Source organism: Rhizobium sp. WW_1, assembly GCF_003610155.1.
Taxonomy (GTDB): Bacteria; Pseudomonadota; Alphaproteobacteria; order Rhizobiales; family Rhizobiaceae; genus Rhizobium; species Rhizobium tropici_A.
The window spans coordinates 57081-82071 of record NZ_RAIN01000023.1 but is presented as its reverse complement, the minus strand read 5'-3'; the positions used below and the strand labels follow the sequence as shown (position 1 = coordinate 82071).

Annotated in this window: 22 protein-coding genes and 1 pseudogene; 10 read left to right on the top strand and 13 right to left on the bottom strand. The window is 60.5% G+C overall.

Annotated elements, in window-relative coordinates:
• Window positions 1–96: 96 nt before the first annotated feature.
• Window positions 97–442: pseudogene (locus BJ928_RS34655) on the top strand (DDE-type integrase/transposase/recombinase); the annotation flags it as partial.
• A gap of 107 nt (window positions 443–549) precedes the next feature.
• Here the strand turns inward: BJ928_RS34655 and BJ928_RS34650 are convergent.
• A complete protein-coding gene (locus BJ928_RS34650; RefSeq protein ID WP_047636142.1) occupies window positions 550–1887 on the bottom strand; it encodes an NtaA/DmoA family FMN-dependent monooxygenase in 1338 nt (445 codons plus the stop codon).
• A gap of 293 nt (window positions 1888–2180) precedes the next feature.
• Between BJ928_RS34650 and BJ928_RS34645 the strand changes: the two genes are divergently transcribed.
• Complete coding sequence (locus BJ928_RS34645; RefSeq protein WP_047636141.1) at window positions 2181–3779, top strand: ABC transporter substrate-binding protein; 1599 nt, start codon at window positions 2181–2183, stop codon at window positions 3777–3779.
• 10 nt (window positions 3780–3789) lie between these two features.
• Here BJ928_RS34645 and BJ928_RS34640 read toward each other — a convergent pair whose 3' ends face one another.
• From BJ928_RS34640 to BJ928_RS34625, 4 genes are read right to left on the bottom strand one after another with little or no spacing between them, the layout of a single operon-like run.
• Window positions 3790–4950 (bottom strand): acyl-CoA dehydrogenase family protein, encoded by a 1161-nt coding sequence (locus BJ928_RS34640; RefSeq protein WP_047636140.1) that lies wholly within the window; start codon window positions 4948–4950, stop codon window positions 3790–3792.
• 20 nt (window positions 4951–4970) lie between these two features.
• On the bottom strand, window positions 4971–6008 hold the full coding sequence (locus BJ928_RS34635; protein WP_047636139.1) for an ABC transporter substrate-binding protein: 1038 nt from the start codon (window positions 6006–6008) through the stop codon (window positions 4971–4973).
• An 11-nt stretch (window positions 6009–6019) separates the two neighbouring features.
• A complete protein-coding gene (locus BJ928_RS34630) occupies window positions 6020–7201 on the bottom strand; it encodes an LLM class flavin-dependent oxidoreductase (protein WP_047636138.1) in 1182 nt (393 codons plus the stop codon).
• A gap of 43 nt (window positions 7202–7244) precedes the next feature.
• Window positions 7245–8849, bottom strand: coding sequence for an ABC transporter substrate-binding protein (locus BJ928_RS34625; protein WP_047636155.1), 1605 nt, complete (start codon window positions 8847–8849; stop codon window positions 7245–7247).
• Between the two features lie 287 nt (window positions 8850–9136).
• On the opposite strand from BJ928_RS34625, the gene BJ928_RS34620 reads away from it, so the two are divergent.
• The 7 genes from BJ928_RS34620 (at window position 9137) to BJ928_RS34590 (ending at window position 16831) form a co-directional block, all read left to right on the top strand.
• Window positions 9137–10126, top strand: coding sequence for an ABC transporter permease (locus tag BJ928_RS34620; protein ID WP_047636137.1), 990 nt, complete (start codon window positions 9137–9139; stop codon window positions 10124–10126).
• Complete coding sequence (locus BJ928_RS34615) at window positions 10123–11124, top strand: ABC transporter permease (RefSeq protein ID WP_047636136.1); 1002 nt, start codon at window positions 10123–10125, stop codon at window positions 11122–11124. The genes BJ928_RS34620 and BJ928_RS34615 overlap by 4 nt, the downstream gene beginning before the upstream one ends.
• Window positions 11124–12119, top strand: a complete 996-nt coding sequence (locus BJ928_RS34610; protein WP_047636135.1) for an ABC transporter ATP-binding protein — start codon at window positions 11124–11126, stop codon at window positions 12117–12119. Before BJ928_RS34615 ends, BJ928_RS34610 begins: the two co-directional genes overlap by 1 nt.
• Window positions 12097–13032: an oligopeptide/dipeptide ABC transporter ATP-binding protein gene (locus tag BJ928_RS34605; protein WP_047636134.1), complete on the top strand. Its 936-nt coding sequence runs from the start codon at window positions 12097–12099 to the stop codon at window positions 13030–13032. The genes BJ928_RS34610 and BJ928_RS34605 overlap by 23 nt, the downstream gene beginning before the upstream one ends.
• A 16-nt stretch (window positions 13033–13048) precedes the next feature.
• Window positions 13049–14107: an aldo/keto reductase gene (locus BJ928_RS34600; RefSeq protein ID WP_047636133.1), complete on the top strand. Its 1059-nt coding sequence runs from the start codon at window positions 13049–13051 to the stop codon at window positions 14105–14107.
• 63 nt (window positions 14108–14170) lie between these two features.
• The gene (locus BJ928_RS34595; RefSeq protein ID WP_047636132.1) at window positions 14171–15406 is read left to right on the top strand and encodes an acyl-CoA dehydrogenase family protein; all 1236 of its coding nucleotides are present in this window, start codon (window positions 14171–14173) and stop codon (window positions 15404–15406) included.
• Window positions 15407–15409: 3 nt separating this feature from the next.
• Window positions 15410–16831, top strand: a complete 1422-nt coding sequence (locus BJ928_RS34590) for an FAD/NAD(P)-binding protein (RefSeq protein WP_047636131.1) — start codon at window positions 15410–15412, stop codon at window positions 16829–16831.
• 57 nt (window positions 16832–16888) lie between these two features.
• On the opposite strand, the gene BJ928_RS34585 is transcribed toward BJ928_RS34590, so the two are convergent.
• The 3 genes from BJ928_RS34585 to BJ928_RS39040 all read right to left on the bottom strand — a co-directional run bounded on the left by BJ928_RS34585 (window position 16889) and on the right by BJ928_RS39040 (window position 18927).
• Window positions 16889–18508 (bottom strand): ABC transporter substrate-binding protein, encoded by a 1620-nt coding sequence (locus BJ928_RS34585; RefSeq protein ID WP_047636130.1) that lies wholly within the window; start codon window positions 18506–18508, stop codon window positions 16889–16891.
• Window positions 18509–18570: 62 nt separating this feature from the next.
• Complete coding sequence (locus BJ928_RS39780; protein ID WP_281024177.1) at window positions 18571–18705, bottom strand: hypothetical protein; 135 nt, start codon at window positions 18703–18705, stop codon at window positions 18571–18573.
• Between the two features lie 3 nt (window positions 18706–18708).
• Window positions 18709–18927 (bottom strand): hypothetical protein, encoded by a 219-nt coding sequence (locus tag BJ928_RS39040; protein WP_183079498.1) that lies wholly within the window; start codon window positions 18925–18927, stop codon window positions 18709–18711.
• Here BJ928_RS39040 and BJ928_RS34580 point away from each other — a divergent pair.
• The gene (locus BJ928_RS34580) at window positions 18836–19846 is read left to right on the top strand and encodes a LysR substrate-binding domain-containing protein (RefSeq protein ID WP_047636154.1); all 1011 of its coding nucleotides are present in this window, start codon (window positions 18836–18838) and stop codon (window positions 19844–19846) included. The genes BJ928_RS39040 and BJ928_RS34580 overlap by 92 nt on opposite strands.
• Before the next feature lie 5 nt (window positions 19847–19851).
• Here BJ928_RS34580 and BJ928_RS34575 read toward each other — a convergent pair whose 3' ends face one another.
• From BJ928_RS34575 to BJ928_RS34555, 5 genes are read right to left on the bottom strand one after another with little or no spacing between them, the layout of a single operon-like run.
• Complete coding sequence (locus tag BJ928_RS34575) at window positions 19852–20703, bottom strand: NADPH-dependent oxidoreductase (RefSeq protein WP_047636129.1); 852 nt, start codon at window positions 20701–20703, stop codon at window positions 19852–19854.
• Between the two features lie 13 nt (window positions 20704–20716).
• On the bottom strand, window positions 20717–22045 hold the full coding sequence (locus BJ928_RS34570; RefSeq protein WP_047636128.1) for an LLM class flavin-dependent oxidoreductase: 1329 nt from the start codon (window positions 22043–22045) through the stop codon (window positions 20717–20719).
• Entirely contained in the window at window positions 22042–23262 is a 1221-nt protein-coding gene (locus tag BJ928_RS34565) for an acyl-CoA dehydrogenase family protein (protein ID WP_047636127.1), read from the bottom strand. The genes BJ928_RS34570 and BJ928_RS34565 overlap by 4 nt, the downstream gene beginning before the upstream one ends.
• A gap of 12 nt (window positions 23263–23274) precedes the next feature.
• Complete coding sequence (locus BJ928_RS34560) at window positions 23275–23616, bottom strand: DUF3088 domain-containing protein (protein WP_047636126.1); 342 nt, start codon at window positions 23614–23616, stop codon at window positions 23275–23277.
• Between the two features lie 9 nt (window positions 23617–23625).
• Window positions 23626–24981 carry an LLM class flavin-dependent oxidoreductase gene (locus BJ928_RS34555; RefSeq protein ID WP_047636125.1) on the bottom strand — a complete coding sequence of 452 codons (1356 nt, stop codon included), beginning with the start codon at window positions 24979–24981 and terminating at the stop codon, window positions 23626–23628.
• Window positions 24982–24991: the final 10 nt, after the last annotated feature.

The following is a 24991-nucleotide window of genomic DNA, read 5'->3' as shown; positions in this document are numbered from 1 at the left end:
GGCGATGGCACATTGGAAGGGCGTCGCCGGAATCGACGCCTGATCGCTCAGCAAAATGCCCGATCCGTAGCTCTGGAACTTAACCTGACATCACCGCGCAAGCTTCTGAAAGGGCAAGGCCGTTCGCCCCGCGTCATGATCACCGACAAGCTCCGCTCCTACGGTGCGGCGAAGCGCCAGGTCATGCCCGGCGTCGAACATCGCTCGCACAAAGGCCTCAACAACCGAGCAGCAAACTCCCATCAGCCGATCCGACGGAGGGAAAAGATCATGAAGCGCTTCAAGTCAGCCCGACAGCTTCAGCGCTTCGTTTCGATCCACGGACCCGATCGCCAACCTCTTTCGAACTCCCCGCCACGACATTCCATCTCATCATTATCGCGAGCTGCGAGAGGTCGCGATGCGGATGTGGAGCGAGATCGCCCATCTTCAGGTGGCGTGATCCCTGACCGGGTGGCCTTATCTTAACCGTCGGCCGATAAGTTTACAGTGCCGCCGGCAGTGTTGAGTGAAACCTTCGAGGCTTTCAGAAGAGGCACCTCGAGGCAATCATCGCAACACGGCGGCGTTTTTCCTATCTCTGAACGGATAGGGCAGCCCGTAGCGATCCCGAATTGTTTTGCCTTCATAGGCCGTCCTGTAGACGCCTCTTTCCTGAAGGATGGGAATAACCTTGTCGACGAACTCTTCGATATCATCGGGTGCGCGTGGCGGCTGCAGAGTGTAGCCATCGACCGTGCCATCGGCCCAGAGATCGATGATGGCGCCGGCGACCTCCTCAGGCGTGCCCAGCACCAGCCGGTGATGGCCTTCGGAACGGCGCACGGCCTGACGCGCCGTCAGCTTTTCGTGGGCGAGCAGATCGGACAATCCGAGGCCCATTCCGACAGCCTGGATGCGGTTGGGATCGGGGATGAAACGCTCGGCCTCCAGAACGGCGTCGGGATCGAAATCATGCGGATCGATGCCGTTATCTTTGACAAAGCGGGCGAGCAGTCCGTCTTCCGAGCCCGCTCCGCTGAAAAGCTCGTGCTTGCGCAGCGCCTCGGCCCGCGTTTCCCCCAGGATTGCGACAAGACCCGGGACGATACGGATCCCGGCGGGATCTCGTCCAAGCTCGGTGGCGCGATTTTTGACTTTCTTGCCGAAAGCCTGGCCTGCTGCGCGCGAGAGAATGTTGCAATAAATGATCTCGCCATGCCGGGCGGCAAGTTCGATGCCGCCTTCAGAAGCACCTGCCTGCGCGATGACGGGATGGCCCTGAGGGCCGACCGGGACATTGAGTGGTCCCTTCACCGTGAAATAGTCACCCGCATGGTCGATTGCCTGCGCGCTTGCCGCATCCCAGAAGCGATTTTCCGGGACGTCACCGTCGCGTGCGGGGTCCCAGCTCGACCAGAGCTTTTTGGCGACATCGAGGAATTCGGATGCTTTGGCATAGCGCTCGCTGCGCGGTGGCAGCGGTTCCGCCCCGAAGTTGGCGGCGACATTTGGGTTGAAGGACGAGACGATGTTGATGATCAGGCGGCCGCCGGAAATGATGTCCGTCGATTGGGTGCGCCGGGCAAGATTATAGGGCGAATTATAGGTGGACGACATGGTTGCGACGAAACCGATGTCGGGCACTTGCGCGGCCAAGGCTGTGCACAGGATCAGGGGGTCGATGGTGTGGAAGGGGCGACCGTTCGGATCGGTCATCAATGCGGGGTGGTCCGAGAAGAACACCGCGTCGAACAGCCCCTTATGCGCCAGTTCGGTCAGCCGCCGATAATAATCGGGATCGTTGATGTCATGCCGGCTGCCGGTGCGATACGGCCACGCATTGCCGAGATAGCCTGTTGTGTTGATGCCAACATTGAGATTGAGCTGTCGTTTCGAAATTGTCATGCGGCTGGGCTTTCGTTCCGGAAGGCCATGCACGCTAGTTCGTAAAGTCAATTCCCTACAGAATTTATAGACTAATATTGCCGGAGCAGAAGGAATTAACTACCAGCCTTTCGATGCAAAGGAGTATGGCGCAAAGCCGTTCCGGCCTTCATGCAAATATCTTGCGCCGCGCGAAGCATTACTTTCGCTATGCGCGAGAAAAACTGCCTTTGGATTTCGGATTTTCCCAAGAATTCTGATGGAAATGGGACGTTGAGCCCAAAGCCCACGCCAATCCATCGGAGCAAAAGCCTATGTCGATCAATCGTCGCCAATTTCACCAATTGCTGCTGCTCGGGGGCGCCGGCCTGGCGTTCGGCATCCCGCAACTCACCGATGCCGCAGACGTGCCGGTCAGTGGTGGAACCCTGAATTGGGCTTACTATCCCGATCCCACAGCGTTGATTGCCATCAATACGTCTTCCGGCACGGGGCAGGCGATCGGGCCGAAGGTGAATGAGGGATTGCTCGATTTCGACTATGATCTCAATCCCACTCCGCTCCTGGCGACATCGTGGTCTGCAAGCGCTGATGGCCTTCGCTATACCTTCGCACTCCGCAAAGGCGTCAAATGGCACGATGGCAAGGATTTCACTTCCGAGGACGTAAGGTTCACGATTTTTCGCCTGAAGGAAGCGCATCCGCGTGGGCGTATCACCTATCAGAACGTCACCGCTGTCGAGACGCCGGACCCGCTGACGGCCGTCATCGTGCTTTCCAAGCCGGCGCCCTACCTCATCTCTGCACTCGGCAGTTCTGAATCGCCGATCGTGCCGAAACATGTCTATGAGGCTTTCAAGCCGACCGAGCAGCCGACACTCGCCCAGACGATCGGCACGGGTCCATTCATCCTCAAGGAATGGGTGCCGGGCAGCCATCTGATCTTCGATCGCAACCCGGACTATTGGGACGCTCCGAAGCCCTATCTCGACCGTATCGTTTTGCGGGTCATTCTCGATCCGGCAGCCAGAGCCGCGGCACTGGAAACCGGGGAGATCGACATCGGGGCCAACCCAGTTCCGCTTTCAGACATCGAGCGGTTGAAGGCCAATACCAATCTAGTTGTCGATACCACGACCTATGCCTATTCGGGACCGCAGCAGCAGCTGTTCTTCAACTACGAGAACGAGATTCTGACAAAAAAGGACGTGCGGCTGGCCATCGCCCATGCCATCGATCTGCAGAAGCTCGTCGATATCGCCCTCTTCGGCTATGGTCAGGTTTCGCCAAGCCCGATCAGCACGGCGCTGCCGAAATGGTATGATCCGAGCGTCAAGGCGCGCGAGCCCGATCCCAAGCTTGCTAACAAGCTGTTGGACGATGCCGGCTATCCGCGTGGTGCCAATGGAACGCGGTTTAAGCTGCGGCTTGCCTATAATTCCTTCCTCCAGCCCTCTTATGCAGATTTCATCAAGCAGTCGCTGGCTACGGTTGGAATCGATGCCGAAATTCTGAAGCTCGATCTCGCGACCTTCTTGAAGACCGTTTATACGGATCGTGCCTGGGATCTGGTCATCGAGTCCCTTTCCAATACCTTTGATCCGACGCTCGGCGTGCAGCGCGCCTATTGGTCGAAGAACTTCAAGATCGGCCTGGTGTTCTCCAATGCCAGCCACTACGCGAACTCGGAGGTCGATGCGCTGCTGGAGGCAGCCGCGACAGAGCCGGATGAAGCCAAACGCCGGCAGATCTGGTACAAGTTCCAGCACATCATTCATGATGACGTGGTGTCCGTCGATCTGGTGGCCGCGGGGACGCAGATCGTCGCCAACAAACGCGTGAAGAACTTCGCGCCGGGTGCGCAGGGGATCAATAACAGCTTCGGCCAGATCTGGCTTAGCCCGAGCGCCTGAAGCCGCGTTGCTACGAGCCGGTTGAGTTTAGCCGGCTCAGCGCGTTCCGTGCCGCGATCGTGCGGATCATGTGACTTTGTGGTGCGTGCGAGCGCGCCGTAATCGCATCGCGGTGGTGGCGCTCAAGCTGGAAGTCTCGATTAAGGCCCGGGTTGCCGGCAAGGTCGAGCGCCAGGCTGGTGATGGCGACGGCATTGTCGATGACGACGTGACGTACGTTCATGCCATCCATACCCACGGGCCTGCCGGCATCGACATCCTCGCCAAGCGAGCGCAGCAACCGCGCATTGGTCGCAAGCCGCACCTCTATCTCGCCAAGCCCATCCTGGATGCGTGGCACTGTGGCAATGGGCGCGCCGAGGCTGGCGGGGGCATGATGACTGACAAAGCTGATCAGGCAGTCACGCGCTGACCTTGCGACGCCGTGATAAACGGCGCCGATCAGGCCGAAAAAGAAAGCTGTCGCATGCTCGTCGCGCCGGATCGGCTCTGTAGCCGATTGCGCTTCGATGAGGTCATCCAACGGGATCGACACATCATCAAGGATGATGTCATCGCTTGCCGTCGCATGCATGCCGGCGGCATTCCAGCTCTTCTCGACGCGAAGGCCCGGAGCGTCGGTCGGGACGAGAAATGAGGCGCGGCGCGGCTGTTCCTCGTCGGTCAAAGCAAGCAGCGATACCCACTTCAAAACGGGGATGCCGGTGACGTAGCTCTTATGGCCTGAGATGCGCCAGCGATGGCCATCGCGGCGCGCGATCGTTTCGGGGAGGGCGCCATGGGCAGGGGAGCCGATACGCGGCTCGGCCTGCGCATTGTTGACCAGCGCGACCCCGCGCTGGTTGGCTGAAAGCACTCTTTGCGCAAGATGCGCGGGCCATTCGCCGAAGCGCCGGATGGTAAAATGCGAGTTGTAGTGCATGGCAAGGACGAGCGCGGTGGAGGGCTCACCGCGGGCGATCTCGCTGATAACGGCCTGGGCTGCGGTCAGGCCCTCGCCAAGCCCGCCGTATTCCCGTGCGCTCACAAGTCCCAGAAGACCGGCCTCGAAAAGCCTGTCGAAGTTTTCGAACGGAAAATCACCGGTCGCATCGTGATGGGCGGCTGTCGTTGAAAAATCCTCGGCAAGGCGCTTCGCCCCGCCGATCACATGGTGAAGCTCTTCAGTCATATCGGTCGTTGCGCCTTTCGTCAGGCAACTGCGCGAGCCGCAAAGCCATCGATATGGCGGCGGTCCACCCAGTCCCCGATGTCGAAATCGGCGGCCAGAAAGCCGAAGTCGCGCAGGAAGTTCTTGTAGTGCTCCACGGCGTCGACAAGCTCCGGCTCCAGTCCGAGGCCCAGATGTCGGTGAACCTCCGCCCCATTGGCAGCCAGGACCTGCTCTTCCGTCGCGCCGGATTCGCGTGCCACGAAACGTCTCGTTTCTTCCGGGTGGGCCTGCGCCCAGGCGCTGGCCTTGAAAATCGCCTCGATGAGCTTGCGAACGAGATCGGGACGTTCCTCGGCAAGCAATTCGTCCACGGTCAACACGCGCGGTGAGCCGGAATTGATGCGGATCTTCGGATCGGGATGGAAACCGAACTCGGCAACCTGAACGGCGCCGATGAGATTGGCGACATTGATGCCAGCCGTTCCCTTGACGTAGATGGCATCCACGTCGCCGCGCAGAAGGGCGGCAATTTCCTCGCCATAAGCCTGCCGGCGTTTTAGGCCGAACAGCGACGGCCCTTCCTGGCTTGCAAGCACGGAATCGGCAAGCGCTATCTCAACAATCTCTACGTCCGTCTGGGACAGGCCCTCGAGCGACAGTGCCGAGATCAGGCCTTTCAGCGCCGTGGCGCGCATGAAATCGACGATCCCTTCGGGGCGGCGGGCGATGCCGAAGCGGCGGCCCTTCAGGTCCTTCGTCGTCTTGATCCCAGTTCCCGGCAGGGTGATGATCGCCTGAAATTCGTCCGTCCAGGTGATGCCAACGAGACGCGTGCGACGGCCTTCCGAACGGGCACGAATAGGCGGCACGTTGCCGCCATGGCGGAAGGACCAGTCAAGCGTATGGTTGAAATGGCTCTGGCGGATGTTGCGGTCGGGTGAATCGATGATCGATTTCAGCGTCACGCCTTCGCTGCGGAAACCCTCTTCGAGATAGCCGAGCTGAGCCGCGAGACCGACGGGCGTCGGCACGGGGCAACGCGTGTACCAGATTTCGGAAATGGCATTGCTGGTCATGATCGTCCCTTTCAGTTGCGCAGGCCGGCCTGTTTCATCAGCGGCAGCACATCGCTGCCGAAGAATTCCAGATCGTCGCGGAAATCGAAGAAGCTGAGCTGCAGGCCGTCGACGCCGGCGGCTTTCAATTTGACGAATTGATCGACCACCTGTTCCGGCGAGCCGATGACGCGGATATTGCCGCCGATGAAGCGATAGGGGTCTTGCGCGTCGCGGCCCTTCCAGGCGTGCGCATCGGAGCTCAACGACTGGAAGCCCTGCGGCGAGCGCTGGTCACCATGGGCAACGATGCGGTCAGCCAGTTCCCAGGCTTCCCTCTCGGTTGGCCGACAGATGACCATCGGGTTCAGGAGCGTACGCACGCTGCGGCCGATATCGGTGGCCGCATCCTTCACCCTCTTCGTATGGGCGGGCAGGGAGGCAAGCGCGCTGTCGATATCGGCGCCTGTCGGGCTGGTGATAAAGACGATGTCAGAATAGCGGGCGGCAAAGGCGATGCCGGCATCCGAGCCGGTGGCGTTCACCAGGATAGGCCGGCCGAAATTCGGTTTCGGCGTGACGAAGCCGCCGCCGAGTTTCCAGCTGCTCTGACCTTCGAAGGAGTAGTTTTCACTATCACTCCACAGCCGCTGTACGACTTCGAGGAACTCCGCCGCCAGTTCATAGCGCTTGTCATGCTCGATGCGCGGCCAGCCGAACATTTCGTGCTCGACGGCTCTGTGCCCGGTGACGACATTGATGCCCCAGCGGCCGCCGGTAATGTGATCGAGGGTGGCGCCGAACTTGGCAAGGTGCAGTGGGTGCCATGGCCCATAAAGGACATGCATGGTCGAAATCAGCATGATCTTCTTCGTGAGGCCCGCAAGGGCGGCCGTCGAGACGAAACTGTCGAGCGCCTGCCCGTCGAACACTCCGCCGTAGCCGCCCTTGGGAAGCCATTGCGACAGCGCGAAGACCAGATCGAAGCCCAGCTCTTCCGCCCGCAAGGTCAGCGCCTTGTTGTAATCGAAGCGCCAGTCGGTTGAACGTTCGAGCGTCGATTGCGTCCAGCCACCGGCCTGGATCGGCAGAAACAGGCCGAGGAGAACCGGTTGCGTCACCAGAGCCTGCGACAGAGGACTGTCCGGAAAATCGGTCGGCGCGGGAAATTTCGGAAGCCCTACGATGGAGCCGGGCGAGTGCTGGATAGACATGGCGTTCCCTTGCTTTCAATGTTCCCGGCTTGGGCTGCGACGATTAGGCGGAGGCGATATAGGCATAGGCCAGACTGCCGGCGACGCCCTCGCCACCAAGGGTGTGGTCGGCGATACGCTTGTTGTAGATGGTCAATTCCGGCTGGCTGACGATGTCGATCGCCGGCAGATCATCGACCAGGATCTCCTGGATCTCGCGCCATTGCTCGACACGCTTCTTCGGATCGACTTCGATGGCGGCGGCTTCGAGCAGGGCGTCGACCTTCGGATTGCTATAGGCTGAACCGTTCGAGAACGGCACGCCGGGCTTGAAGTTCTTGCTCCAGTAAAGCCTCTGCACGCCGACTGTCGGGTCAAAGAGATTGCTCATACCTTCGAAGGCGAAATCGAAGTCGCGGTCGGTATAGATGCGCTTGGTATAGGTCGCGAAATCCTGGCTGCGCACGGTGACATCGACGCCGACCTTGGCGAGTGCCTGACGAATATATTCGGAGCCGCGGCTGTAGCTTTCGCCGCTTGGCACATAGTCGAGACTGATGCGCAGGCGCACGCCGTCCGAACCACGGGGATGGCCAGCTTCGTCGAGGAGCTTCTCGGCAGCAGCGAGATCGATCGGATAGGTCTTCAGATCGGCGACATACCACTTCGTCAGATTGGGATTGATCGGCCCGGGAATCGGCTCGCCATAGCCATAGTTGATGGTGTTTCGAATGACCTTCCGGTCGATGACATGTGCGAAGGCCTGTCGCACGCGGATGTCCTTGAAGGCTGGCCGCTCCAGGTTGAATTCGATGCGGCTGACGCCGTTGGAATATTGGTAGCCGCGCGTTTCAAACGCCAGATTTGGCAGGTCCTTGAAACGTTCGAGATCGCTGAGGGGAACTGGCGTCGATGGGGCCAGGTCGATTTCACCCGTCTCGATCGCGATGGAGCGTGCAGCCGCATCCGGGATGAAGCGGACGATCAACTGGTCGAGATAAGGCCGGGGTTGATCCCAGTAGTCGGGATTGCGCTCATAAACGATATGGCTACCGCGCACCCATTCCTTGAACTTGAAGGGCCCTGTGCCGATAGGCGCCAGATTGACGGGATTTTCGGCGATTTTCGTGCCTTCGTAGAGATGGCGCGGCACGATCGGGGATTCGGATGCGGCCAAGGCCGTGATCAGATAAGGCGCCGGCTTGGAGAGGACGAGGATCGCGGTCAGTGGATCGGGAGTCTCGATGTCGACGAGATTGAGGAAGGTATTGCGCCCACGTGGATGCACGTCCTTGAGGGTCTTGATCGAAAAGGCGACGTCATTGGAGGTAAACGGCTTGCCGTCATGCCATTTGACGCCCTCGCGCAGCTTGAACGTATAGCGCAACCGATCGTCGCTGACGCTCCATTGCGTGGCGAGCAACGGCTGCGGATTGAGATCGAAATCGTAGGTGAGCAATCCTTCGGTCGTCTTCGGCGAGACATAGACCGAGTTGAATGCCGTATGGGCTATCGTCGTCAGGACCGGCGGTTCTGCCGAGAGAAGGAAGATCGCCGTGCCGCCGCGAGCGGGGGTGGCAAGTGCCGGCAAACCGGCTGCGATGGTCGCGCCGAAGGCTGCGGAAGCAAGCAGAAGATTGCGGCGGGTGATTGCCGGAAATTTTGTCATCTGGGTCTGGCCTTCCAAATGGGACCGTCTTTTTGCGTTGGTGGCGATCCCTGGTTTTATCTTCCCGAAGAAGCGGATCCTTTAGAGTTTTTTGTCTCGTCTAGCCGGCAACTTAGAACGTTGCCCTAGTTCCTGCATATTATTTGGTAAAAATTACTAAAACATACGGCAGAAATGATGGTTTCTGGAAATATTTACCAATACTGATTTGACAAAAGCTACAGATTTAGTCAACTACTATTGTGATGCAGCGTCTACAAATTCCATGGCGCTGCCTGGGAGTTGCGATGTCAGCTTACAAGCGGATAGGACGAACGATACGGCGAACGGCCATTCAGGCGGTGCCGACCGTGCTTGGCATCGTCATCCTGAATTTCTTCCTGTTGAAGCTGGCGCCGGGCGATGCGGCTGATGTCATGGCGGCCGAGGCAGGGTCAGCGACTGTGGAGACGATGGCTGCGCTAAGGGAGCGTTTCGGCCTCGACAATCCAATCCTGGTGCAGCTTGCAAACTATCTGAACAATCTCGCCCATTTCAGCCTGGGCTTTTCGCCACGTTACGGCATGCCGGTCGCCGATCTCATCGGACAGCGCCTGCCAGGCACGCTCACCCTGATGCTGGTTGCGCTGGCCATCGCCATCGTGGTCGGCCTTGTGCTGGGATCCCTGATGGCGGTCTTCGCCGGCCGGCTGCCCGATCGGCTGATCTCCATCATCTCGTTGCTGTTCTATTCGATCCCGGGGTTCTGGATCGGCCTGATGCTGATCCTGCTGTTTTCGGTGAAGCTCGGGTGGTTGCCGAGCGGCGGTGATAGCACCATCGGCTCGCGGCTGACGGGTTTGCCGGTACTTCTCGATCGCGCCCGCTACATGATCCTGCCGGCGACATCCCTGGCGCTATTCTATCTCGCCATCTACGCAAGATTGACGCGCGCAGCGATGCTGGAAGTCAGGTCCCAGGATTTTGTTCGCACCGCACGGGCCAAGGGCGTCTCCCCCTTCGTGCTGACAACGCGGCATATGCTGCGCAATGCGCTGGTCCCGATCACTACCATGGCAGGTATGCATTTCGGCGGCATGCTGGGCGGTGCCGTTGTCGTGGAAACCGTCTACAGCTGGCCCGGCCTCGGGAGGCTAGCCTTCGAAGCGGTCATGGCCCGCGACTTCAGCGTCCTGCTCGGCATCCTGCTTCTCTCGTCGTTTCTCGTGATCATCGCCAATGCCGCGGTCGATCTTCTGCAGGCCTGGCTTGACCCCAGGATCGGAGCAAGCCGATGAAAGCACAACAGCTCAAAATCTACTCCGGCTCGGAAAATGAGATCAGCGCCGGCACACCGGAGTTGGAACCAGACGCTGCTCCTGTGCCGGGGAGCCGCTGGACGCATATTCACGCGCCCGATGCGCGTACGACAGCCGTGGCGGACGCGCGACGGCAGGGACGTGGCCGGGAGCTGAAGATCTTCCTGTCGAATCCGAATGCGCTTTTCGGCATCGTCGTTCTGGCGATCATTGCTGTCGCTGCACTGCTTGCGCCGGTGCTCTATCCCGGCGATCCGCTGGAAATGGTGGCACGACCCTTCCTCTGGCCCGGTCAGAATGCCGCTTATCCGCTCGGTACGGATTCCATGGGACGAGACGTTCTTGCCGGCATCCTGCATGGCGCTTGGATCTCGCTGACCGTTGGCATCGCCGCAACCTTGCTCGGGCTGGGCGTGGGCGTAACCGTTGGCGCACTCGCCGGCTATTTCGGTGGCCTGGTCGACGACCTCCTCGTCAAGCTTATCGAAATCTTCCAGACCATACCGAGCTTCGTGCTCCTCGTGGTGCTGGTCGCAATCGCACAGCCGACCACCACGACGGTGACCACCGCGATCGCCATCGTCAGTTGGCCGACCGTTGCACGCCTGACACGCGCCGAATTCCGTGCGATCCGCGAGAAGGACTATGTGCTTGCCGCACGCAGCCTCGGCTTCGGGCATGCCCGCATCATCTTCCGCGAAATCCTGCCGAACGCGCTGCCGCCGCTGATCGTCACCTCGTCGGTCATGGTCGCAAGCGCCATCCTGATGGAATCGGCCCTGTCCTTCATGGGGCTTGGCGACCCCAATCGCGTCTCCTGGGGGTCGATGATCGGTTCCGGGCGCGATGTCATCCGCACGGCCTGGTATCTGACTGCGCTTCCGGGGCTTGCCATTGTCTTCACGGTGCTTGCGCTCAACCTCATCGGCGATGGCCTCAATGACGCACTCAATCCTCGTTTCTCGGAGGAGCGCTGATGGCAAGGCTTCTGGAAGTCCATAACCTCTCAGTCGGGTTCGGCAACGCCCAACCGGTCAAGGGTGTCAGCTTCACTGCCACGCCGGGCGAGATGCTGGCGATCGTCGGCGAGTCCGGTTCGGGAAAGTCACTAACGGCCTTGGGGCTGATGGGGCTGCTGCCGCGGCATGCAAAGACAGGTGGCGAGATCCACTTTGACGGGCGCGATCTCTTGAAATTGCCCGAGAAAGAATTGCGCGGCATTCGCGGGCGCGACATCGCCATGATCTTTCAGGAGCCGATGACCTCGCTCAATCCGGTCATGACGATTGGCGATCAGATCGTAGAGGTCCTGCGCATCCATGAGAAGCTCAATCACAAGCAGGCTCGCCTGCGCGCCATCGAATTGCTCGATCTCGTCAGCATCCCCGATGCGGCAAAGCGGGTGGACGACTATCCGCATCAGCTTTCCGGCGGCATGCGCCAGCGCGTGATGATCGCCATTGCCGTTGCCTGCAGCCCGAGGCTGCTGATCGCCGATGAGGCGACAACGGCGCTCGATGTGACGATCCAGGCCCAGGTGTTGCAACTGCTCGATCGCCTGCGCAGCCAGCTGAACATGGCCGTCATCTTGATCACTCATGATCTCGGCCTCGTCGCCCAATGGGCCGATCGGGTCGTCGTGATGTATGCCGGCCGCAAGATCGAGCAGGGCCTGCCCGACGTGCTCTTCGAAACGCCATACCACCCCTATACGCAAGGGCTGCTTGCGGCGTCGCCGCGCCTGAAGGCCGATTATCATTATCGCGATGGACCACTGACGGAAATTCCGGGTTCGATCGTATCGGCGGCGGCAGAGCTTGGTTGTGCGTTCCGTCCGCGCTGTCCGGTCGCACGATCCGCCTGCGGTTCCTCTGTTCCGGCTTTGGTGCAGCTTTCGGCTGAACGTGAGGTTGCCTGTCCCTATGTTCCAGCCATTGCGGAGGCATCCTATGCCGCTTCTGTCCGTCGATAGGCTCTCGACGCATTATCCGGCGAGGGATGGAACCGTGCGCGCCGTGGATGACGTTTCGCTTGAGATCGTCGAGGGCGAGACGGTCGCACTTGTCGGCGAATCCGGTTGCGGCAAGTCGACGCTCGGCAAATCGCTGATGCGTCTCGTCAACCCGACATCCGGTCAGGTGACCTTCAAGGGGCGTGATGTTGCCGCGCTGACGGGCAAGGAATTGCAGTCTGTTCGCCGGCATATCCAGATGATCTTCCAGGATCCATTTGCCTCGCTCAATCCGCGTCAGACGATCCGGACCATCCTGACGTCGCCGCTCGCCGTTCATGGAATCGGCGATGGCAAGAGCCGCGAAGCCATTGCGGCCTCGATGGTCGCCCATGTTGGTTTGCCGGCCAATTCGCTTAGTCGCTACCCGCATGAATTTTCCGGCGGCCAGCGCCAACGCATCGGTATTGCCCGGGCGCTGATCCTGCAGCCGGAACTGGTGATATGCGACGAGCCGGTCTCTGCGCTCGATCTCTCCATTCAGGCACAGATCCTCAATCTCCTGGTCGAGATGAAGTCTGAGCTTTCGCTCTCCTACCTGTTCATTTCTCACGATCTCTCTGTCGTGCGCTATTTCGCCGATCGTGTGCTCGTCATGTATCTCGGGCGCATCGTCGAGAGTGCTCCCACCGCAAAGCTCTGGAACGACGCCAAGCATCCCTATACGCAGGCGCTTCTCGCCGCCGTACCCGATCCGTCACGGCGCAAGCAGGCAGCGTCGATCACCGGGGATCTGCCAAGCCCCCACAATCCGCCTTCCGGCTGCCGATTCCACACGCGCTGTCCGCTCGCGACCGACATCTGTCGGACTGACGACCCCATCTACACACAACTCGGCGGCGGTCACACCGTCGCCTGCCATCACGCCCAATAGAACTGGAGAATAGACTATGGTCGACTATCGCTATCTCGGACGCAGCGCACTGAAAGTGTCGCCGCTCAATCTCGGAACGATGATGTTCGGCGGTCCGACACCTGATGATGTTGCCTTCCGCATCATCGACAAGGCCCGTGAGCAGGGGATCAACTTCATCGACACGGCCGATGTCTATCACGACGGCAAGTCGGAAGAAGTGGTCGGTCGCGGCATCAAGGCGCACCGGGATCACTGGGTTCTTGCGACAAAATTCGTCAACTCGCACACGAAAGGGCCGAACCTTGGCGGCCATTCCCGCAAGTGGGTGATCGAGACTGTCGAGAATTCACTGCGCCGGCTCAATACCGACTATATCGATATTCTCTACTTCCACCGCGCCGTCTTCGACGCGCCGCTGGAGGAGCCGGTGCGCGCGATTGCTGATCTCATCCGCGCGGGCAAGCTGCGCTATTTCGGCGTGTCGAATTTCCGGGGTTGGCGTATCGCCGAAATCTCGCATCTGGCCGATCAGCTCGGCATCGATCGCCCGGTCGCAAGCCAGCCGCTCTACAACATCGTCAACCGCACGGCCGAGGCCGAGCAGCTGCCGGCAGCCCATCACTACGGCCTTGGCGTCGTCTCCTATTCGCCGCTGGCGCGCGGCGTGTTGACGGGCAAGTATGAGCCGGGCCAGGCGCCGGCCGCCGATACCCGTGCAGGCCGTGGCGACAAGCGCATTCTCGAAACCGAATGGCGCCCGGAATCGATCGCCATTGCCAAGGAGATCGCCGATCACGCCAAAGCCAAGGGCGTTACGCCCACCGAGTTTGCGATTGCCTGGGTGCTCAACAACAGACTGATTACCTCCGCCATCACCGGCCCTCGCACAGAGGAGCACTGGGATAGCTATATCCGCGCCCTCGACGTCAAGCTCGACGCACAGGATGAAGCATTGGTCGACCGGCTGGTTGCGACCGGTCATCCGTCGACGCCGGGCTTCAACGATCCGAGCCATCCCGTCGAAGGCCGGGTTCCCCTTAGTGGCCCCGCTGACGCCGAAAACGTCGTGCCGCTTGCGCGGGCCGTTGCCTGAATGATCGTGCTCAGGCCCCACCAAGGTGGGGCCTGTTTCCTCCTGGCGCCGAAAGAGCCCCACATGCCGAACACAGCCTCATCCGCCATTCCAGCCGCTCCCGCCGCGAGTGATCGCGCCGCACTTCTGGCCAGGATACCCGATCTTGCCGCTGAGATTTCAAAGGAGGCCGCGCGCCGGGATCTTGAACGGGAACTGCCGCACCAGGCTTTCCGGCTGTTCAAGGAGGCCGGCCTCGGCGCGCTGCGCATTCCCGTGGCACTTGGCGGGCCAGGCGGCTCGGTGGTCGACTATATCGACATGATCATGACGATCGGGGCTGCCGACTCCAACGTCGCCCATGCGCTGAGGAGCCACTTCAATTTCACCGAGGCCTTGCTGCTCAATCCCAACAGTGCGCTCGACCGTACTCAGCTTTCCCGTGTCTTGGGAGGCAAGCTCTTTGGCGGCGCCCATACCGAGCAGGGGACCAAACGCCCGGGCGATGTGACGGCGCGACTGACGAAATCGGGGGAAAGCTACAGGCTCAACGGTCGCAAATGGTATGCGACCGGCACGGCTTTTGCCGATTTCGCCTCGTTTAGTGCCAGGAATGATGAGGACCAACTCGTCGGTGTGTTGCTGCCCGTCGACCGCAACGGGATCAGCATCCTTGATGACTGGGACGGCATGGGCCAGCGCCTGACGGCAAGCGGCGGCGTCCTGCTGGAGGATGTGGAGGTCTTGCCGCATGAAATCTCGACGCGCGGTTTGAACACGCTAATTGGCCGCCATACATCGACGCTACGCCAGCTTCACCTTGCCGCCTCGATGGCAGGTGCGGTTCGCGGCGTGCTTGCCGAGGGTACTAACTATGTGCGCAAACAGGCGCGCTCGGCCGCCCATAGCACCGCCGAAACCGCCAATGCTGATCCCTTCGTGCAGAAGATATTGGGCGAGATCGCAGCCGGGTCCTATGCCGTCGACACGCTGATCCGCGAAAGCGCCCGTGCGCTCGATCGGACAGCGGAAGCCTTCGCCGGCGATGAGCCGCAAAGGCTGGAGACAGCTTTGGTCGAAAGCGCTCTGACGACGGCGCGCACCCAGATCGTGGCATCACAGCTGGCGCTTGCGGCTGCGACCAACGTCTTCGAACTTGGCGGCGGCTCCGCCACATCGCGCCATCTCAATCTTGACCGGCACTGGCGCAATATCCGTACCGTGCTCAACCATAACCCGCTGTTGCACAAGGCACGTGTGGTTGGTGACTATTATATCAACGGCACCACGACGCATCTGGAAGAAGGCAAGGTCTTCTAAGCCATGCACGCGGATTTACGCTCACACCATTCGATCGTCATCGTCGGTGGCGGTTTTGCCGGCGCGTTGACGGCGATGAAGCTACTCGACCGGACCGAAGTCCCGCTATCGATCACCATCCTGGAGCCCCGTGAGGAGCTTGGACGCGGCGTCGCCTATAGCACGACCGAGGCTGTCCATCTCGTCAACGGTCCGGCCGGAACATTTTCGCTGCATCCGGAAGAGCCGGACCATCTGACGCGCTGGCTTGCCGACAATGCCTCGCGTTATGGCTGGACGCTACCTGCGGATATCTCTGCGAGTTTTCCGCCGCGCCATCTCTATGGCACTTACGTCCGCGATGAGTTGAGCCGTGCAATCGCGCAGGCGCGTGCCGGGTCGACATTGCGGCACATCAGATCTTCGGCATCCGAGCTTATTGCCGCACCGCACAGGGTTCGGATCAAGACAGGCGATGGCGAACAGATCGAAGCGGACGAAGTGGTGCTCGCTCTTGGCGTGTTCCAGCCCGACCCAGCACCGCGGGAAGCGCCTGTTGCAAGCCATCCGGCTTTTGCTGCTTCAGCGTGGGATGCCACCGCGCTCGACCGCCTTCGGGAGGCCGAAGAGATTCTTCTGATCGGCTCCAGCCTGTCGATGGTCGACGCGGTGGCCAGCATGGAGGCGAGGGGTTTTCGCGGTAGATATCATGTCATCTCGCGGCGAGGGCAGTTTATCGAAGACCGGCGGGATGCCGAGCCGGCGCGAGACTTCCTTGCCGAACAACCTTTTCCGACAACGGCACGCTCGTTGCTATCGATCATCAAGTCCGAGCGCCGCGCGCTTGCCGCCGCCGGCAAGGATTGGCAGAGCCTGCCCATGGCTATCAGACCTCATATCCTGACGCTTTGGCAAAAGGCTGACGATGTCGAGCGCTTACGCTTTGCCCGGCACCTCCGCGCCTTCTGGGATGTGACCGCGCACCGCGCCGCGCCCGACAGCTACCGTGCCGTCACTCAGGCGAGTGCCGAGGGGCGCCTCCAGCACCAGACGTCGAGATTGATCGCAATGAAGCCAGCCGGCCGCCGGATCTCGGCGACATTGAAGAGCCGAACCGGTGTTGAAACGCGCTCCTTCGGCGGGGTCATCGATTGCCGGGGCCATCAGCTCCATGATTGGCGGCGCATTTCCGATCCCTTTGTCCGCAGCCTACTCGAGAGCGGCGAAGTTAGGCCCCATAGTACCGGTTTTGGCATTGATGCCACCGTTGACGGCGATATCATCTCCGAAGAGGGTCGTATTCATCGCAACATCAGTGCGATCGGCCATCCGCTGCGAGGCGTTGCCTGGGAATCGAGTTCGATCACGGAACAGCGGGCTCAGGCGATCGCGCTTGCCGACCGCATTTTGGGTAAACTCACGCCGCTTGCTCTTGTCGCCTCCTAAAGCATGGCGATCAAGGGGACGCATCGCCCCCTTCATAATCATCTGGCAGGTAGCGCCTCAGCCTTCGCCTTCCTTGATGTAGACATCGGCGAAATTCGATTGCACGCCTTCAACGCCGGTGGTGTGATTCTTGACGCGCTTGTTGAAGACGGTGACGTTTTCGAGCGCGATCAGATTGATCACCGGAACGTCGTCGGCGATGATCTTCTGGAAGGCGTTGAACTCCTGCTTGCGCTTCGCCTCGTCAACCTCGACGGATGCGGCCTCAAGCAGGCGATCGACCTCCGGGTTCTGGTAGTGGCTGGCATTGGAAAACGGCAAACCGATCTTAAAATTCTTCGACCAATAGACGCGCTGTACGCCAAGCGTCGGGTCGAACTGATTGCCGAGATATTCGGCCGTAAGGTCGAAGGCGCGCTCGTTGTAGACCTTCTGGATATAGGTCGAAAAATCGTAGGAATCGATCCTGGCGATGATGCCGATGCGCGCAAGGTTCTGCTTCAGATATTCGGCGACGCGCTTGAAGCCTTCATTGTAGGAATTATGGGTCAGGCGAAGTGTGAAGCGGGTGCCACTGCCATCGGGCTTGTAGCCTGCCTCGTCGAGTAATTTTTCGGCTGCCCTGAGATCGAAGGCATAGGGCTTGATAGAGGCGTCGGAATAGTCAGGCAGGAAGGTGCTGATCGGTGTTGGAGAGACGTGGCCATAGCCGTACCAGACGGTATTGAGGATGACGTTGAGGTCGATGGCATGGGCAATGGCGCGTCGGACGCGGACATCCTTCAGATAGTCGTTGTCGAGATTGAGGATAAGCTGCGTCTGGTCTCCCTTGGTCTCGTAGCCGCGAGAATCGATACAGATGTTCGGCAGCGCCTTGATGCGTTCGAGATCGGCAAGTGGAATGGGATTGTCGCCACCGAGATCGAATTCCCCAGTCTCGAAGCCAGCCGCGCGGGCGGCGCCATCGGGTACGAAACGTACGACGACCTGGTCGAGATAGGGCTTGCCCGCGTCCCAGTAATCCGGATTGCGTTCCAGGATGATATGGGAGCCGCGAACCCATTGCCGGAAGATGAAGGGACCGGTGCCGATGGGGGCGCTGCCGTTCGGATTGATCGGGACATCGGCGATCTTGACGCCCTCGTAGACATGTTTCGGCACAATGGGGGATTCTGCAGCATAAAGCGCTTTCAACAGGTAGGGCGCCGGCTTGGAGAGGCGGAAAATCGCCGTCAGATCATCTGGCGTATCCACGGCCGTGACGTTGGCGAAAGTGCCGCGTCCGCGCGGATGAACCTGTTTCAGAAGCTCGATCGAATAGGCCACATCGGCCGAGGTGAAAGGCTTGCCGTCATGCCATTTGACGTTCGCACGAAGCTTGAATGTATAGGTCAGCCCATCGGCGCTCACAGACCATTCAGTGGCGAGTTGCGGCTTCGCCTTGAAGTCGAAATCGTAGGTCAGCAATCCCTCGGTGATCTTCGGGCTGATCTTCTGCGTGCCGCCGGCAGTATGGGCAAGAGCAAGGATCGTCGGCGGTTCCGGCTCGACGATGAAATTGAGCGTCCCGCCTCGCGGTGGCTGCGTCTCTGCTGCATGGGTTGTGATGGATGGCAGCAGCGTCGCGGCGGTGGACAGCAGCAGCAACTGATTAAAACGGCGGCGGTTGATGGTCATCTTGTGGTCCCTTGCTGAAGCTGAGGTATTCGCGATCGAACAGCTGGCGGAGAGATCGCCAGCTACGCAAGCCAAACCATTTTCAGGGTGCGGGCCAGCAAAACGGAAGAATGTTTTTCTCGCCCATAGGCAAAGAAAAGCTTTGCGGCTGCCGCCTTGCTGAGGCAGCTACCGGCGATGTAATCTAGTAAAAACATAGACTATTCCTCGATTTTAGTTTTTGCTTCCGCTGCCTTGGTGCAGCATGGAAGAAAATGTTCGTCGTCTTTCAGACAAACGCAAAGCGCGTTCTCGTCTTTCATGGTCGGTTTGTGCTGCAATCGGCTCATGAACACTCCTGCCAGCACACGAAAGAAAACCATCCAGCCGACCTTGGCGCGCTTGCCGCCATTGACATCGCTGCGGGCCTTCGTCGCCACCGCGCGGCACCTGAATTTTCTCGGCGCTGCCGATGAGTTGCACGTCACCTCGGCAGCCGTCGGCCAGCAGATACGGCTGCTGGAGGATTATCTCGGGCAGCCGCTTTTCCACCGGACGCGCGGACAGTTGCAACTGACAGCCGCCGGTCTCGCTCTGGTTCCGGGCCTGACCGATGCATTCGATGCCGTTTTGGCAACGATGACACAGTTCGCTGCCAGCGATCATGATCTGCCCATCCGTGTCTCGGTGGCGCCGTCCTTTGCGAGCAAGTGGCTTATCCCGCGATTGAACGGTTTGAGACGTGCGGCGCCGAGCCTGCAGGTTCTGGTCGACGCGTCGACGCAATTGACGGATCTCAACACGGATGAGACAGATTGCGCCATCCGCTATGGCAGCGGCGGCTATCCTGGCCTGGTTGTCGATCACCTCTTCTCCGAAGCTGTGGTGCCGATTTGCAATCCCGAATTTGCCGAGCGGCACTGGCTGTGGAACGATCCGCAGGCAATCGAAGGCGTGCCGCTCCTGCATGAGGATGGTGCAGAGCACGATCGTTCGTGTCCGGACTGGAATGCCTGGTTGCGGGCCGAGGGACTGTCCTATCGGCTGTCGCAAGGCGGCTTCCGTCTTAATCAATCATCGCTCGTCATCGATGCGGCCCTGGCAGGGCAGGGACTTGGCCTCGGGAAGGTACGTCTGGCAGAGGCGGAGCTGAGGGCGGGGCGCCTGGTCAGTCCCTTCGGCAGCCCGCAGCCCGTAAGCTTTTCTTATTTCTTCGTGACGACGCCGGCCAAGGCACGGCTCGCGCGCGTGGAGCTGTTTCGCAATTGGCTTCAGGCCGAAACCAAGGCGTTGCGGGCAATCGACGACGTCTTGCTGTGGAATTCACCCCGCAGGCTCGACATCGCCGCCGCCGAATAAGGCGATTACTTCAGCTTGAAGCCGAGGCGTTGCGCCGCGGCCCCGAGCAAATGCCGGCCTTTCAGGGCCGCGACCGTACCGATCCTGTTCCTCACCTGCTCGGTCCAGTCCAAAAGCGGCATGCCTTGCTCGGTCTGGAAGTCTCGCAAAACCGTATTGTAATGCTTGAGATCGTCGGGCTGCCAGCTGTCATCGTAGCGCTCGCGATGCAGAACGGTGGTCTGTGGCAGCCTGGGCTTGATGGCGGCCGGCACCGCTGGATCGGGATAGCCGACGGTCAGACCGAAGACTGGAAATACGCCTTCTGGCAATTCCAGCTCCCGAGCCACCACTTCCGGATCGTTGCGGATTGCGCCGATGTAGCAGGTGCCGAGGCCTTGCGACTCCAGGGCGACGACTGCATTCTGCGCCGCAAGGGCGGCATCTATGACAGCGAGCAGGAAGCTCTCGACATAGTCCAGGCCCTCTGCCGGAGAGCCTTGGTCCGCGGCAATGCTGCGCGGCCTCGAAAGGTCCGCGAGCCAGATCAGCAGCAGCGGCGCCTGAGCGATCTGCCGCTGCGTGCCGGCCACGGTGTTCAGCCTCGCTTTGCGCGCTTCGTCTTCGACGGCAACGACGCTCCAGGCCTGCAGGTTGGATGAGCTTGGGGCTGACTGCGCGGCAGCGACGGCGAGACGGACGGCACTTTCCGGGACCGCTTTTGGCAGATAGCTGCGGACAGTGCGATGCGACAGAAGCGTTTCGACGGTCTCATTCCAGTCCGTACCAAGCTGCTGCTCGGCATCGCGATAGCGCTCTTCGGCAAGGCTTGCTAGTCGATGTGGCGCGGAAACCTTGGCGGTCGCAAATGACGTCATGCTTTACTCTCCTTCATTCGGCGGCGATAGCATAAGGATTGGCGGGCCGGGCGAGGCCGAGATGATCCCGCAACGTATGGCCCGAATAGGCCTGCCGGAAAAGACCACGACGACGCAGGAGCGGCACGACTTCGTCGACGAAAACCTCCAGGCCGTGCGGCAGCACATCCGGCATCAGATTGAAGCCGTCAGCGGCACCCGCGAGATACCATGCCTCTATGTCGTCGGCGATTGCTTCCGGCGTGCCGACGATGGTGCGGTGGCCGGTTCCGCCGTTCAATGCGCGGATGAGGCCGCGCACGGTCAGTTTCTCGCGTTGGGCAAGAGCAAGGGTCGCCCGGAAGAAAGTGTGACCGCCGTCCGGCGGCAACGGGATATCGTCAGGTAAGGGCTCATCCAGTTTCAGTCGCTTCGGATCAATCTGCAGAACGCCAGAGAGGCGTGCGAGGCTGTATTCCAGCGGGATGAGTTCACGCAATTCCTCTTGCCGTCGCTTCGCCTCCGCTTCCGTGCTGCCGATGATCGTTGCGAGCCCGGCGAGGATCAGCGCGCTGTTGGGTGCACGGCCGTAGCGCACTGCCCGCGTCCGCAAGTCCCAAGCATAGTCGAGGGCTTCGTCGAAGGATTGCGATGCAGAAAAGACGGCTTCAGCGTGTTGCGCCGCCAGTTCCCGGCCATCATCGGAACCACCCGCCTGGACGAGAACCGGATGACCCTGCGGCGGGCGCGGAACATTGTGGGGCCCATGAACGGAGAAATGCTTGCCACGATGGGCGATCGGGTGGACCTTGGCGGGATCGACGAAACGGCCGCTGGCGACATCGCCGACGAAGGCATCTTCCTCCCAGCTGTCCCAGAGTGCCTTGACGACGGCGGTAAACTCGGCGGCACGCTCATAACGGCCATGATGCTCAACCGGCTTTTCCAGCCCGAAATTCCGGCTTTGCGAGAGGTCGGCGCTGGTGACGATGTTCCAGCCGACACGGCCGCCGCTTGCATGGTCGAGCGTCGCGAAGCGGCGGGCGATATTGTAGGGCTCGTTGTAGGTGGTCGAAGCCGTGGCGATAAGGCCGATATGCTGTGTGTGGGCGGCAACAGTCGCCAGCACGATCGTCGGTTCCAGCGAGGTGAGCGGCCTGAAATCGACTCGATCGGAGATGGCCGCCTGATCGGCGAGGAAAACCGCGTCGAAGGTGCCGCGCTCGGCAATGCGGGCGACGTTGATGTAGTGATTGATATCGAAGGACGCGCGTGGGTCGCTTCCATCCATTCGCCAGGCTGCTGGCGAGAAGCCGGAATGCAGGATGTTGATGTTGAGATGAAGCTCGCGTTTCTGGCTCACTGAAATATCCCCGGTTCCGGAAACTCGCCATTCAAGAACCATGTGCCGACATTACGGGTCTTGTATTCAGCGGGATTGTGAAGCGTGTGAATGCGCGCATTTCGCCAGAAGCGGTCAAACCCAAGCGGTCTGACGGCGGAGCGGGCGCCCATGACCTCGAAGATCTCGCTGGTGACGTCAAGAGCGACGCGGCCAGCTAGTACATTGGCCGAGGCGACGGCGATCGCCGCTTCGCCACGGTCATCGGCCGTCAGATCCGGCCCCTTGGCGTAAATGGCATCGAGCGCCGTCAAGGCCCGGTCGGCGAGTGCGGTTGCCGCCTCTACCTTGATCCAAAGCTCGCCATATTGCCGCTTGATCCAGGGATCATCGGAATGGCGTTCGACACCGGAATAGATCCAGGGCCGTGAATGCGTAACGGTATAGTCTCGGGCAGCAATCAGCGCGCCCTGCGCTGTGCCGACGAAGACATTGAGCAACACACTCTGCTGCTGCAAAGGGGCCAGCAGGGTGATCGGATCTTGCGGTCGCTCCGGCAGGATCTCACCGGTATCGATGACCACATCCTTGTAGAAGACACGGCCGCTTCCGGTCTGCCTCTGGCCGATCCCGTCCCAGTCATCGGCGATGGTAATGCCCTCTCGGTTCGCCGGTATATAGGCGAAGCTGCGCTTGTTGGTCTCTTCGTCCTCCCAGGCGACCATCAGATAGTCGGCGACATGCGATCCGGAGGAGAATGGCCGAAAGCCGTTGAGAATGATTTTGTCAGCTTCACGTCGACCGAAGAGGCTCTTGGAGAAGCTATTGGTCGTATTGCCCCAGAACCAGCGACCGGCGGCCGAGCGGCGCAGGATATCGCGCGAACGGTCGTCTGGGCCGGTATTGACGGCATTCTGCAGGGGGCTGAAGTGATAGCCGTAGAGATGGGCGACCGACCCATCCACTTTGGCGAATTCGCGGACAATCCGCATGGCGGTGGAGTAGTGCTCGCCCGCACCGCCGAACTCCCTGGGGATCAGCAGATTGACGAGGCCGGTTTCCTTCAGGAGCTTGATTTGCTCGTCAGGCCTGCCACCCAATTGATCCCGCTCGATAGCATCCCTGGCGAAGATTTCGCGCAGTTCGGCCGCCTTGGTGAGATGGGGATTGGTCTTGTCGGTCTCGAACAGTGCCGGCAGCAGGTGGGGCGGCTCGAAGCCATTTGGTTTGATAGTCATGTCGCTCCCCGTTCATTTGTGCAGGCGCGGAAAACCGTGCCGTTCGGTCAGCAGCTCGAGAATACGATCGGTCGAATTGACGAACCGCGTTTCCTCGCGCTCGCTCGCATCGTCGGGAGGATTGTCCGCCAGAATGAAGAGCGGCAGCGACTGGTTTTCCTCGCCAACGACATCGATCACTTGTCGTCGCGGTCGCGCGAAGGCGACCCGCTCGACATCGATCCTGGAAGCAAGGTTCGGAAATGCGGCAAGCAGGCCTTCGATGGAATTGCAATAGGGGCAAACGAAGCTGACGTTCGGATGCTTGGGGTCGGCAAAGCCGGGTGAGATCAGAAACAGTTTGTCGCGTGCCATGATTTTCTCCTATTCTGCTGCAGCCGCATTGCCTGCGGAAAATCTATTGACGGGGCGCTTGAGGCCGAGATTTTCGCGCAGCGTCGTACCCTCATAGTCGGTTCGGAACAGGCCGCGACGGCGCAGCTCCGGCACCACGAGCGTGATGAAATCGGCAAGGCCGCCGGGCATGATCGGCGCCATGATGTTGAAGCCGTCGGCGCCATAATTCTCGAACCGCTCTTCCATGACATCGGCGATCTGGGTGGGAGTTCCGACAACCTGCCAGTGACCGCGCGCGCCGGCGATGCGCAGATAGAGCTGGCGAATGGTCAGGTTCTCGCGATGGGCAAGATCGAGCACCAGTTCCTGGCGGCTCTTGCCGGCATTGGTTGCCGGCGGGTTGGGCGGCACGGGACCGTCAAGCGGATAGGAACTGAGATCGACGCCGGTCAATTGCGACAGGAGATTGAGGCCGACTTCAGGCTGGATCAGGTTCTGCAAGGCCTCGAACTTGTCCTGCGCTTCCGCCTCGCTGCGTCCGACCACCGGGAAGATACCCGGCAGGATCTTCAGGTCGTCGTGAGAGCGGCCGTATTTGCCCAGCCGCCCCTTGACGTCGGCATAGTAGGCCTTGGCTTCGTCGAGCGTGATCTGCGCGGCAAAGATCGCTTCCGCCGTCCGTGCCGCGAGCTCCTTGCCGGGTTCGGAGGCGCCTGCCTGCACCACCACCGGTCGCCCCTGCGGCGAGCGCGGTATGTTCAGTGGCCCGCGCACCTTGAAGTGACGTCCCTTGTGGTCCAGCCGATGCAGTTTTTCCGGATCGAAATAACGTCCGCTCTCACGATCACGCGGAAAGGCATCGTCCTCCCAGCTATCCCAGAGGCCGAGCACGACATCTGCGAATTCCTCCGCCCGGTCATAGCGGTCCGCATGCAGAACCTGCGTGTCGTGGCCGAAATTGAAGGCGGCTTCCGGGTCGGAGGACGTTACCAGGTTCCAGCCGGCGCGGCCGCCGCTCAGACGGTCCAGCGAACCGAACTGGCGAGCAAGGTTGAAGGGATCGGAAAAGCTCGTCGAGGCGGTGGCGATCAGGCCGATGTTGCGGGTGACGCTCGCAAGGGCGGACAGAAGCGTGATCGGTTCAAACGGGTAAACGCCGTTATGCGCCTTTCGGCTGGCTGCGTTCACATCCTTCAACCGTGCCGCAACCCCATCGGCGAAGAAGATCGTATCGAACTTGGCCGCCTCCGCAAGCCTGGCAAGCTCGAGATAGTTCTCGAATTCCATGCCGACGGACGCCTCGGGATGACGCCAGGCCGCGACGTGATGGCCGGTAAAGAGCAGGAAGGCGCCGAGCTTGATCTGGTCCTTGCGTCTCGCCATGGGAAATCCT